Source organism: Dysgonomonas sp. Marseille-P4677 (assembly GCF_016652235.1).
Classification (GTDB): domain Bacteria; phylum Bacteroidota; class Bacteroidia; order Bacteroidales; family Dysgonomonadaceae; genus Dysgonomonas.
The window spans coordinates 1-12,913 of record NZ_JAEPKU010000125.1; the positions used below are offsets into that span (position 1 = coordinate 1).

At 36.2% G+C, this 12,913-nt stretch carries 11 protein-coding genes and 1 pseudogene; all 12 read right to left on the reverse strand.

Annotated features, from left to right (window positions below):
* Nucleotides 1–49: 49 nt before the first annotated feature.
* Entirely contained in the window at nucleotides 50–2,251 is a 2,202-nt protein-coding gene (locus JGH11_RS16210; protein WP_201113557.1) for a hypothetical protein, read from the reverse strand.
* 14 nt (nucleotides 2,252–2,265) lie between these two features.
* Nucleotides 2,266–4,341: an SGNH/GDSL hydrolase family protein gene (locus JGH11_RS16215; RefSeq protein WP_201113559.1), complete on the reverse strand. Its 2,076-nt coding sequence runs from the start codon at nucleotides 4,339–4,341 to the stop codon at nucleotides 2,266–2,268.
* Nucleotides 4,341–5,270: a hypothetical protein gene (locus JGH11_RS16220; protein WP_201113561.1), complete on the reverse strand. Its 930-nt coding sequence runs from the start codon at nucleotides 5,268–5,270 to the stop codon at nucleotides 4,341–4,343. The genes JGH11_RS16215 and JGH11_RS16220 overlap by 1 nt, the downstream gene beginning before the upstream one ends.
* Before the next feature lie 7 nt (nucleotides 5,271–5,277).
* Nucleotides 5,278–8,721, reverse strand: a complete 3,444-nt coding sequence (locus tag JGH11_RS20315) for a hypothetical protein (RefSeq protein ID WP_236264042.1) — start codon at nucleotides 8,719–8,721, stop codon at nucleotides 5,278–5,280.
* 218 nt (nucleotides 8,722–8,939) lie between these two features.
* Nucleotides 8,940–9,491 carry a hypothetical protein gene (locus tag JGH11_RS16230; RefSeq protein ID WP_201113563.1) on the reverse strand — a complete coding sequence of 184 codons (552 nt, stop codon included), beginning with the start codon at nucleotides 9,489–9,491 and terminating at the stop codon, nucleotides 8,940–8,942.
* Nucleotides 9,479–10,033, reverse strand: coding sequence for an HNH endonuclease (locus tag JGH11_RS16235; RefSeq protein WP_236264043.1), 555 nt, complete (start codon nucleotides 10,031–10,033; stop codon nucleotides 9,479–9,481). Before JGH11_RS16235 ends, JGH11_RS16230 begins: the two co-directional genes overlap by 13 nt.
* A 122-nt stretch (nucleotides 10,034–10,155) precedes the next feature.
* A complete protein-coding gene (locus JGH11_RS16240) occupies nucleotides 10,156–10,713 on the reverse strand; it encodes a hypothetical protein (protein ID WP_201113567.1) in 558 nt (185 codons plus the stop codon).
* 4 nt (nucleotides 10,714–10,717) lie between these two features.
* Entirely contained in the window at nucleotides 10,718–11,137 is a 420-nt protein-coding gene (locus JGH11_RS16245; RefSeq protein ID WP_201113569.1) for a hypothetical protein, read from the reverse strand.
* Nucleotides 11,134–11,622: a hypothetical protein gene (locus tag JGH11_RS16250; protein WP_201113570.1), complete on the reverse strand. Its 489-nt coding sequence runs from the start codon at nucleotides 11,620–11,622 to the stop codon at nucleotides 11,134–11,136. Before JGH11_RS16250 ends, JGH11_RS16245 begins: the two co-directional genes overlap by 4 nt.
* On the reverse strand, nucleotides 11,613–11,939 hold the full coding sequence (locus JGH11_RS16255) for a hypothetical protein (RefSeq protein ID WP_201113571.1): 327 nt from the start codon (nucleotides 11,937–11,939) through the stop codon (nucleotides 11,613–11,615). Before JGH11_RS16255 ends, JGH11_RS16250 begins: the two co-directional genes overlap by 10 nt.
* A 56-nt stretch (nucleotides 11,940–11,995) precedes the next feature.
* Complete coding sequence (locus JGH11_RS16260; RefSeq protein ID WP_201113572.1) at nucleotides 11,996–12,319, reverse strand: DUF6706 family protein; 324 nt, start codon at nucleotides 12,317–12,319, stop codon at nucleotides 11,996–11,998.
* A gap of 78 nt (nucleotides 12,320–12,397) precedes the next feature.
* Nucleotides 12,398–12,913: pseudogene (locus tag JGH11_RS16265) on the reverse strand (hypothetical protein); the annotation flags it as partial.

Here is a 12,913-nt window from a genome sequence, read left to right on the forward strand (position 1 = left end):
GTTATTTTCTAAAAAAATATGCTTACTATAAAGATAAATCATACTAACACTAAAGTTTTATCTTAATATCAATTCCGTCTCTATATAATTCACCTACTTCTAAGTCTGCTAGACTTGAAACAGTGGGAAATATTCTATGATCAACTTTAATGCCTAAAACCCCAAATCTAGTTGAATAAACCGTACTAGTGCTTTCATTAGTAAGTGACATATTAACCGTACTTCCGTTAATCTGTACTTGCTCTGTTTGGGTTGGAGAAGGTTTGTTAAATATCTGCAAAACGCTATGTGCAGACGCAAACGACCATATACCAAGAACATCATTGTTTGAGGCTTTAAGTTGAATAGAACGGCTGCTAGGATCAATTATAATTCTGTTTCCATTCTTATTACTCTCAAATCTTCCCCTAACTAACGCCTCATTCATAATTACTTTTCCCCCATGTGTCACAACAAAGTTAGCGACATCAGTTGTAGCATCTGGATTTGTAACAAGGTTTATAGCTTGCTCAAGTGTACCACCCGCCCAAGCATATACATCATCAGGATTTTGATATATACCGTTAATTCCAGAAGTGTTGACAAACACCTCGCTAGAATCCAAATATCCTAGCTGAATCAATGATGTAAGTATAAGACCTCCGTCAATAGTTGTGTTGTTTTCTAATGCACGTCTAAGATATTCAGTACCCCTCAGTCTTTCTGTTTGCGTTTGGCTTTCCCTGTTTATCGTCTGTCCTTGATTAACGAACTGGTTTTGCCTGTTAGTAAATGATTTACCTTCTACTTTATTGGATAGGTATATTCTCGGTTGTTGTGGTTTATTGACATAATATTCTGTTCTAACAATACGTATATCCGCACCGTCAGGTAAGAACTTATCATCGGAAAAATGAACAAAATAACCCTTTTGCAGTTTATCACCAATCTCTAACCAATGCTGTTTTGCGTATAATTCGCTTAATTGTCCTTCGAAAGTATATTGTGGTACTTCATTGTTATATAAATGCCTTACACATGCTTTAAGTGCTGTTAATTCAGCTTCGTCAATATATTGTTGTGGCAAAGCAATTTTGAACACAGCGTACTTGTCACCGACTTTAGGTTTAAGGTTTGCATTTGGAAATGATAAATCATTATTTCCCTCTATCCTTACTAATGTAAACCGCTTGTTAGCGTGGTTGTAGTTGACATCAAATTCACGTCCCACCAAATCCCCCGACTGAGGTATTAATTGCAATGTATTACCTGCAATTAAAGCATCTTTATAATCTATCGTATTAGCATCATCAAAGAATATAAGGTTATTGTCAGGGTCAACGCTTGTTATCGTTCCTTCGTGCATCGGATAGATAGTTGTGCAATCCAGTGAATCCTGCCTTGCTCGTCCTGTCCTGTCTGAACGCTCTACATATGAGCCGTTGGCATCTGTTTTATACTCTATTGCTGCGGGTGAATCGACAAATTCAGGCTCATCGCTGAAATAGTTACCGTCAAACTTAATTGTTGCGTTCTTAGATAAATTTAATTTATTATTTCCGTATATTTCAAATACGATATTACGGTCAGAACCTTTCATTATTGTCTGATTTATTACACGGCCATCACTATAGTTAACACGGCTCATACCACCTACAAGACCGTTGTCATAACCGTAAGACAGTGGGATAGGTGTATCTTTGCCTTTTTCCAATGGTTTAAAGCTTAGTGTCTTGCCTGTTATTTCCCACTCCGTTTTGAAGGCATCCGTTATTTGCCCTAGTACATTAAAGCAATCCTGATCGTTAAAATCTAAGGTCTGTAAAGGTGCGTCTATACAGTCGCCTACTTCCCAATCGTCCGTGCCTTCGGATTCATTCATGTTATCAACCCAAAGCTGTACAAAGTCTATCGGTTTACCTGTTAGGCTAAATTCTATTTTTTTAGCAACATCAAAAATAGGAGGTTGTCCAGTTGTTCGTGATACCGTAGCAAATCCGTACTTCACATCCTTAGATTTTGAAGCATCTGTATACATGACTAGTTTGTACCTGTATTTACGCTCACTATCCTTCACTAGGTCGCTATCTGCTAACAGGTAGTAGGTTTTACCCATGAACACGCAATAAGAGTCTACAGGTACGTCTAAATGCTCTACAAGTTCATATTCTAGTGTTAGAATATCTTCGTTCATTATTTCATCCACCGCAAATGAACTATCGTTTACAGGGATGTCAATTAATAATGTATTGTCTGGTTTATATATTTGCATACGTTTTATTTAAATCATTTTAATAATTCAGGAAAATCAGTTAGAGCACGCATAGCCAAAGCAAAAGCCCCTAATTCAGTTGGATGCACACCGTCACTATCTAACATCCCTGCAAACCAGTTGCCGTTATCATCAGATACAGCCAATGACATATCTATATATCTTATCCCACTAGTACGTACATATGTGTTTATTTGCGATCTATCACGTGTAGGTACTGATGGTATTGTTATTAGTATAGGTTCAGCTCCCTTTCCTCTAATCAAATTAATTGCTTTTGTTGTTTCGGATAACCATGTTGAATAACTATTGTCATTCATACCAGAGCCCCAGATTACATATTTTGGATATCCATAATTTAAAGCTGTCGTAAGTAATTCATTTAATACAGATGCTGTACCCCCCGACATATTAGAAGTCATAAAGCTTCTTATATTCATGTTGAGATATGCACACCCCGGCCATCTGTTTACGGTTTGACCTCCTCCATAAGAATCACCTATGAACAAGATGTTTTTCGATAAGTCGTCTGTGGAATCAAAATTTAGTGAATTAACAATAATTTCGTTTCCTATTGCTTTAACAAAAGGGTTATAATTTCCAATCAACTTAGTGGTTGTGAAAGTAAATTTCCCGGATTCAGTAACCATACGCACAACCGTCTCATTGTATTTCTGATTAATAGTTACCATCAACCTAGTTCCAATCGTTAATCCATGACTAACCTCTTCTTGTAATATTTCAGTATTTAGGTAATTATATACTCTAACCTTATCATTATTGATTCGTATATATCCTCCCTGATATGTAGTTCGTCCTTTTCCTATTTCAACTTCTGATGCGGAGTCAATTGATGGAGAAACCGAAAATGTAAGCAATGCCGACATACTCCAAAGATGATTTCCCATTGGTAAAGCTATTTCACTTACAGCATCAGCCGCAAGACTTACATTTTTAACGGCAAGTGGCATTTCAGTTACAGGCATTGCTATATGATTATTGGTAACCGCATTACGTGCTATGTTTACAGAAGTTATTTCAGGAATATATTTGTTTTTTATTGTGCCTGACGAAAGTTTATTAATCATCACCATATAATTATTTGCAGGGATAACTACATGGTTAAATGAAATTCTGACATATTTAACTCCTGTTGGTATAGTTTTACCTCCATATATATTTTCAAATCCGCTAACGAATACATTTGCATCGTCATAAAAACACAAAAAACGAAAGAATCCGAGGGGGTATTCTATTGGATGGCCGTTAGCATAAAGATCTTCTCCTATAAATGACTCGATATCTATATATCCTGTTGTTGTATAATCTGCATTTATACGTGATAAACTACCATTTGTGTAATTTAAATATTTACCGACTGTGACATCATTTTTGTTAAATAAGTTAACGACTAAATCAAAAAAGGTTGTCTTTTGAGGCGTTACAGTAGTATTCTTTATTTTATTGCCGTCTACACTATTAATTGCTTCTTCCCTTATTTGATAATAAGTTTCAAAGTCAGTAGCTAATTCTCCTGATTCAATTTGTATGTTAAGACTGTTTAAATCATCATATATAGATACATTGCCTATAGACCAACGGCAATACACCGAGTTTGATACTCCTGTTATAGTATTAACTACAGACGAAGCTGAACCCGCTATCCTGTTACCTTCAGAATCAAATTGCCAAGTTATACCACCGCCTCCAATCCCCCAATTACGGGTCTGCTTCTGCCCCTCAGATATTGGTATTTTACCTGTAATAAGATAATTAGAATCTTTTATGAGCTGACCTGATGCCCCATATCTATAACCTCTGATTATATCAGGATCAAGGGGATTAAAAAGGTTTTTGGAACGGATGGTTACTATATTAGACTTATTAGCATTAGCAGTCCATGACTGTTGATTGATTGCTAATGTTGTACTGTTACCTGTTTCTCCTGTCACCCCGAACAGAGGTGTCATATCACTAAAATCTATCTGTATATCCTCGCTACCGTTAAACCCCGCAAACGTGCATCCTTCTGGGTCTGTAACTTTTGTAAAGTCGCTAAACTTCTTTGGTTGGTATTTATTATCTGCCATTATCCTTCGTATTTTATAACGTTAATTTCATCCTGTGTAATTATTATCTTGCCATCTTGTGATCCCCAGACTACAATAGTTTTCTTAGGTGTAAAATCCGTGAATGTGAGTGTTAAGTCGAATTTTAAAAGCACATAGTTTAAACCTTTGTAGAAATAGGGGTTGCTTGTTTGTTTATAGAAGCAAGCGTATATATCTTCTGCATACTCTACTGTCAGGTTTCGTAAATCTGCTTTTACCAAGTCACCAAAGAATGAGTAATAGTTCTGCCAAAAGTTTTCCATTGTATCACAATACAAAGCGCATTTAAGGGTTACATCTTTGCTTTGATAGCGAACAAAATCAGCGTCATATATCACACTATCCATGTTGCTGATATTGCGTTCTAAGTTCTTCTTTAAAGCGGGCATCTTATAAACTTCTGCTTTGCCTTTTTCCACTATTACGCCGTACTCATCAAAACGTACACCATCAAGCAGATAATCCGATTTAAGAAGGTTAAAACCGTGTCCTTGCCTTACTGATTCACTATCTAATAAACCTCTCGGAAAATCGTCTATAAATTGCAATGTGAATGTTTGACCGTTACGATATACATTGCGGTTGTTTTCCTGTGATGGCCGTAATTGAAATGTTCGGCCAAGTGACCGTATATCTAACTGTCTGTATCCGTCACCACCTAAAAACTGTATAAACTCATCTATCAGAAAGTTATCTTTAGTAACGGATGCAAAGGATAAGCTAACTCCTTTGTTATTCAGTAAAGGGTTACTTAGGTCTACTTCTATTCCGTTTCTCTCGTGCCAATCTTCAATCAATGGAGTTTTCAAAGAAGGAAACAAAAACAGGTCACTAAATCCGTCTTTTACAATACCTACCTTGTAGGCATCGTAAATATCAATATCGTCTATAAACCATCTGTTTGTCATAGCCTGTTTAATTTCTTACATTTACCACAATACCCTTGCTTAATAAGTCGGCTGTCCTAAACGTGTTACGCTCGATCTGTATCTGTACGTTAAGACTATCCTGTATTATTTTCTGATTTTCACGCATGATAGCTTGCATATCAAACATTCCGTTGTTTATGCTTACCATCTGGGAAAGTTCCTCTTTGCTTACATTTAGTATCTCTGCTGCCTTGTTGAGCGTTGCGTTTGCGGTACCCAAATACTCGTTAAATGAATCCTGACTAACGGCTGCAATACCTTTTGAAGTGGCGGAAACGCTTGGTGTGTCAATATCTAAACCTGCTGCATCAAGAAGCTCATTTCTTTTATTTATGGCATCTTGATATATTTGATTATATTTATCTCGTAAAGCTTTTTTATCTTCTTCTGATAGTGTTTTATCAGCCATTCTTGCGGAAAAATCAGCATACCAATCTTCAATACTGTTGTTAAATTCCCCGAACACTAGCGAATTGACAATTGCGTTGCGCATGTATTCTTCGAAGTTATCAGCAACATCAGCCATTGTTTTGTCTGTGTCTCTCAAAAAGCTTGCTAGGTCATTTCGGGCATCATCAAATGACATACCTGTTCGCATTTCACCGAGTTGCTTGTTTAGTTCAATAATTTCATCTTTCCATTTGTCGGCTTCATCTCTAGCTCTAGACATTTGATCTGCCATTTCTGTAAAGCCATTAAACCCCACTGCACTCAACCTGCGCAACGCTTCCTCTTCTTTTATAGTTCCATTATACCAATCTTCAAGTATAGGCTTAAATTTTTCATAGCCTTTCATATTTCTGATAAGGTAATTTTGTGTCAAGATACCCTTTACCTTATCCTCTAATTTATCAAAGCTATCCCCTGCTATTTTACCGTTTTCTTCTGCTATTTCCAACTGCTTATTTAAAGCCTCCCATTCTGTATAATCTACATTAGAGATCATACCTCTGTCTACCATCCATTGTAGAGCTTCTAAATTATCCTTGAATAGGCTTGCGTAGTCGATAGCGGAAATTAAGTCGTAGTTTTGTTGACGTAGAGATATATTATATTCGTCTTGTATCTTTACTAGTTCCCATCTTATCTTGGCTTCTTCTGCTGATTTATTAACGGCAAATGAGATCATGTTAGATGCGAAGGCTACCGCAGCACCAATCCAACTACCCTGCTTAAATCCTTGATATACATCATTAGCTAAGTTTACAGTTGTAGATAGTTCTTTATTTGTACCATGCAGAGCATCTGTTAACTGATTTACCCATCCAGCAACCGCTTCTACTCTTTCTTCTGTAGTGAGCTTTTCCCAATCTTTTTCAAACTTCTTAGTTTCTTGGATTGCACCTTTTATTTGATTGACTATTTCTGGAAAGGCCTCTGTATATTTTTCAATTTCTTTTTTACTTAGCAAATCAAAATTCTTTCCAGACAGTTCTTTGAATTGCTCTTTGTAATTTTTTATGAGTTCCTTATTGTTTTTTATTTTTTCTTTCAATAAATCTGCATCTTTATCGGAAGCAAACAAATAGAACTTATCAGACAACTCAATTTCTTTTTCTTTAAAATCAGCATCCGATTGCAATTGGCGTTGTTTTGCTGCTAACCTTGCTAATCTTATTTCTTTTAATTCGTTTGAATTTATAAGTAAAATAGCCTTTGAATCTCCTTCTGCTAGCTGCCTACGTTCCTGATAATGTTTTCGAATAGAATATATCTGCTGATCTAATTGAGAAGCAAAAGTCAATCTTTCTTCATCGGCAAATGATTGTCGTTCTTTGGCTAGTTCTTTATTTCCGTTTTTCCATGCTTCTAATGCTGCGCTTGTCAATCTGTTAACTTGTGCTTCTACATCGGAAGGCTTTAATCCATCGGGTAGGAGAGACATATTGAACGTAGCAAAATTGAACCCTGTTTCACTTCCTGTTTTGCTAATGTGGATATCCTTTGCGGCGTCTTGTTGCGCTTTTGCTATCTTTTGGCGGTATTCCTCAATAGTCTGGAATTCTTTTAAAAGATTAAGCTGATTCTGCCTTTCTCGTTTATCGAAACTATCTTGCTCTAGGTCTAATATCTTTTGCTCATGATCTAATTTTTGCTTAACAGTCTCATTGTCAAGTTCTGCCTGTAGGTTTATTAGTTTGAGAGAAGCATTGCGCATTTTTTGCATGCGTTCTTTTTCCTGATCTGTTAACTCATCTTTAGTATTTTTCGATTTTGTTTTTGATCCCCCTGAGGCTAACTTGCTTGTAATATCAATTTTATCAAGTTCTTTATTTGTTAGGCTAACGCTTTCTTTTGCTGATTTAGCTGCATCTTTCACAAAATCCTTAAAGTTATCCTTCATTTTATTTTGATACTCCATACCCGCCATAAGTGCAGATGTATAGTCCAAATTAAAAACAGCCTTTCCCACCTTAGCTAATGCATTAAATCCATCTAATGCATTCTTAACAGCTAGTTCAAGTTTATTAAAGAATAAACTACCATTAAGATATAAGGATGCAAAAACACCCCTTAATAGTAAAGAACTATTATACCAATCAATAAAGCTGTTAGCTGTAGTCTCTATTCGCTTCATCAATGGCGGTAGATACCTTTCTATCAGATTAGATAAAGTTTCATAAATAGAAGCGGTAAGCTCGGAAAAGATATTTTTTACACCAAGTAGAGAGTTTCCTATTTTAATTTGTGCATTTTCTCTTTTTGCTGCTGCAATTTGTTCTTTATCGGCTGCTGTTAACGCTAAATCTCCCTGTTCTTTTAGTTTTTCATTAACCATTTCAATGGCAGCAGACATAAAATCACCACCAGAAGCAACCCTTTTTTGTAACTCAGCTACATTTATTTGAAGGTTATCTAATATCATTATAGATTTACGACCTAATCCTGTCACAATAGAATCTACCAAATAGTCAACACTTTGTCCTGTTGCTGCTGCTGTTTGTTGTGCAAATTTTAGTAACCCTCCTAATTTCTCTGCGGGTATCCCGAAATTACTAGCCTTAACGGCTGCCTTCATTAGTTCAAAATCGTTAATCGTACCTTTTGTTTGCTCTCTTAACCCTTTGAGTAGATCAGGATTTCCAAGCGATTTAAAAGCCCTTTCTACACCTTCGGCTTGGGTTGCCATTTGAACACCCTCGTTTACAAACTCTTTAATTGATGATATGAGTTGTTTTACTATTTCTAATACTTTAATGAAAGCATCGTTTAAAGTTCCTCCTATAGCAACACTACCTGTCAGCCCCATAAATGAAATACCTTTAGTAGTATTAGATATTGCATTTCCTAAAGCATTTTGACCCTGTGTAGCACTTGTATTGCTTTTGTCAACCCTATTTGTAAATTCATCTATACTTCTATTGGATCTATTTATTGCATCCTGAAGCCTTCTATCATCGCCTGTTATATCTATGTGTGTTCCTGCCATATCTTAGAATCTAAATTGTTCAAAATGTGTTATGTTTTGAGGCTTTATGTTTTGCTTAGTGCTGCTTTCTGACTTGCTGTTACTTTTGCCTTTATCCTCTTTGCCGTCCTTCCTATACGGTGCAATCGTTTTCAATAAATACATCAAATTCAAGTAGCTTATTCCGTTTCGTATATACTCTCTAGTAAATTGCGGAAAGGCTTTCATTGCTGACATTTCTATTGCCCACGGACTATCACTTCTGTCTCTTTCGTCGGTTTCAATAGATTCATCCCTTTCAGGAAAGTAATAGTGTTCTGATAAAAAAAAACATGGTTGTTTTTAAGTATCAGTTGAACAGTCACCCACACATCCATTATGTTGGCTTTCCTGTATATCAGATCATTTATACGCTTTATTTCCTGTTTGTATAACTTATCATACAGGTCATTATACTTCTCTTGATAAATCTGATCTTTCGTTTTCAATAGAGTTCCTTTTACTTTATCCCTGTCTAATTCTATATTAATGTCAGGGTCAACGGTAATTTTTATTATATCCCCTAGCTTTTTAGCATACTTAAAAGCGTCTATTATCTGCCAAGTTTCTTCACTGCTGTTATCCTCATTTTGTATTATTTCTTTGAAAATCGGAAGCTCTGATACTATTGCGCTTATATCTTCTAAGTCTTGAAGTGTAGCCATTCTGAAAGTCACATTTTCACCCGCTATATTCAGGCTGTATTTTCTGTTACTTAGAATATCGTTAACTTGTTGTTCTATTGTTGACATATATAATAATTTAGACTATTTAATATTTCGAATTTCTGGTTTGCTGTCAATCTCCTATTTAATATATAATGTAATGTTCCCCTACTGCTAATATTAAACTTTATCATTGTTAGCGTATAAGACTTAACCTTGTTGTAGTATTTCTTTATTTCAATGACTGTTTCATCGGAATATACGGTTGTTTTGTTGGCTATATTTGCAATCAAAGCAGACCTGACTCTAATCTCTTTAGGTATATCCATTATATTATCTGAGTACGTACCTAACTCAATATTATTTAATGAATTATCCATTGAATTGCCATTTAGATGCCTAACTAATAAACCCTCATCATATATAGAATCTCCAAATTTCTGATATGCTTGCAGTCTATGGAAATAACATTTCTGTCTATGCTTCCCATTATGCTTTAGCGCAAAATACATATAAGGAGAAGCTCCCCTTGTACCACTTATTACGTTACCTGATGGATTTTTTATAATCCCATATTTATCTATTCGGTAACCTTTACTGTATGCATATTTTTCTATTTCACTAAACATATATATTGGCTTTTGTTGCGCAGCAGGAAATCGAATCCTGATCTTAGGGGAATGAACCCTATGTGCTACCATTACACCACCGCGCTGTGTTTAAAGCGGTATATTTCAACCGCTTTGTTTGATTAAGTTGTTACAGGTACATCTTTAATTCTGTGTCCGCCTATTTCAGCACCCGAAGCATCGTAGTTCGGTTGACGAGTAATAGTATGCGTCAAGTTTGGAAGTCCGTTTTTACCTACTGTACCATTTTCCTTAGTCTCAACCAATACAGGAGTGTATTCGTGAATACGTGCAGGAAATTCACCTACGGCACGAGTTTTAAGCTGCATAGCCTGAGTGATAGTATCGTTTGACTTTGGATCATTTACTATATATCCCGCATTTGCGCCTGTACCATCTTTGTAGCCTTTGAAATATTTGAATTGTTCTTCTGACAAGTCGTTAGATTCAAAAACTATTGTCTTTGTTCCGACTGATCCGGGCAATCTTAATTTAGAGTTTGTTTCTTCCCACTCAATATCTGTGTTTGTGTTTGCTTCTTCTGTTTTTACAAATGAATCAATTACAATCAGATTAGAGAGAGTTACACCAGATGAAGCGTCAAAATCAGGAAATGCTCCATCGGCTGCCACATTCATAAATTTAACGGAGTCTATACCCCAATCTACTTTTTTTGCCATATACCTATGATTTTAAATTAATTGTTTGACATACTAATGAATTATAGAAATATTTAATCTCTGAATGACTTACTATTTGTTGTCTGATTGCTGTAATCGCTGTGTTTTCAAAAACAGCATCGTTCAATATTGGAACTATCTTTTGTGTCAGATTGTGTATTGTCATTAGGTCGGGTTGTGTCTGATCGTCACCCGCATTTAGGTTTAAGGCATATAGGCAAAATTCAAGTGTGCCGTCAACGTCAACATTGCCAATATCGTTTAATCCTCCTATTGTCTTAACCACCACGAACTGACTAGGTAGATTTTTTGAAGGGTGAACCATTGGATAAACCTTTAATGTGCTTAACTCTACCTCTGCAAACTTTGAAAGCAGATAGTTCCGAGCATTAATAATTACCTGTGTGTTTATTATCTGGTTCATATCTTTAATCCCTCAAATAATCTTTTAGCTAATTGTTTAGCTTCAACCTCTGTAAACGTTATCACATCGTATGCTGCTTTTTCGACAGTATGTTTTGTTTTGATTATTGAATAGTTATATGATGATTCTACATAACTTGCATAATTCATCCCTGCAGCTATAATTAGCACATATCCTTTAGGATAGTTATCCAACTGCTCAATCGCGAAATTTTCTCCATCTCCTGCTCCCTCCTCACCTTCTGTACCGCTATTTGCAGATGGATCAAACCCAGCTGATTCTTTTATATCTCCATCTTTGGCAATGATATACCCTATTGAACTTCTCAAATTGCCTGTCTGGTCGGTATAGCTGCCTTGTTCTCGTGCTATGTTAATGGCATGCTCACCAACATATTGCAGATTGCGGATTATAACTTGTTCAACCTTCTTTTTCAAGGCTTCCAACATATTAGGAACATCGTTTCTTGTTACTCTCATACCCATAGCCTAGAGTGTTTAAAGTCCTCGCCACTAGGACGGTTAGAAATTCCTTTAAGCCTTACGATTACGCCGTCATATTCCCTTACTTCTACCCTTGTGCCTGTTGGTATTTGTTCAACTCCTTCAGGTAAGAATATCTTAGATGAATAGCTGAACGATTGACCGTTTGGCATACTGTAAGTCTTAGCTTCACCCATTACTTGTTCGTAGCAATCGGAAACAAAGACCGTTTGTTCTTCGCCCCCTGTTTGTTGCCCGATCTCGTTTTCAGTAATGTCGGTTACAACTACCTTATATAGCTTATGCGGGTATCTGTTCATTTTCTATATTCGTCTAAGAAGTTGATATATAAATTATACTTTGGTTGTCATGTAGGCTAATGTAAAAAACTTACATCGCTTATTGTCGGCTTTTCAGTTACCTCTGATAGCGGATTGTCAACACCGTGCAAATTGAAATAGTAGGATATCAGTTTTCTTAGGCTGTCTAAATCCCATGTTTCGGACATATCGCCTTGTTGCCACGACTTAGGATTTCTAAAAGCATATATTAAAGACCATCCTATTGCAAGATCAAAGCCCATACCACCCGCAAACGGATCAGTAGCCCTTAATCCTTGTTTAGATAACTGATAGGTTAATACTTCATCTGGAATATTTAACCCTAGTGTCTCTGCTTTTAATGCCTCTAAATTTGTCATGTTGTTTTGTTTTATATAAGAAAAGAGGATAGGGTTTAGCTACCCTCTTTCTATTTAGTCATTCAGAGAAGTTATTATTTATCCTGCTGTATCTAATTCAGCAATACGTGCCTCAATGGCATTTACCACAGAAGCTCTAGGGCTTGTTCTTGCTTGTTCTGCTGTTAAAGCAGCGTTCAAAGCATCAACGTTTAAGCTTAACTTCACATCTGCAATTACGTTTTGCCAAGGTTGGTTAAGATTGATACTGTCTGAATCGAATGGTTCATTTTCTACATCTGATGTATCAAGCTGATATACTCTGCTAACATTGGTGATAACAGGGAATACACGACCTTGCACACGAGTTTGCTCAGAAACAGTTGGTGAATGTTCTCTAAATACAGAAAGCAACATCCAATCATCAGGTTTTCTATATTCAACACCCGCAACAGGAGAGCCTTCCTCCGCCGTACGAGCATATACTAAATCCCCAACATTGTAACTTGGTAGTCCTATAATCATACCCGCCTCCCATGGAGTAAGTTTTGTTTGAACTCCGTCTCTTTCGGCATCTACTGTTCTTTCAACTATATCAATAACTATATTATATTC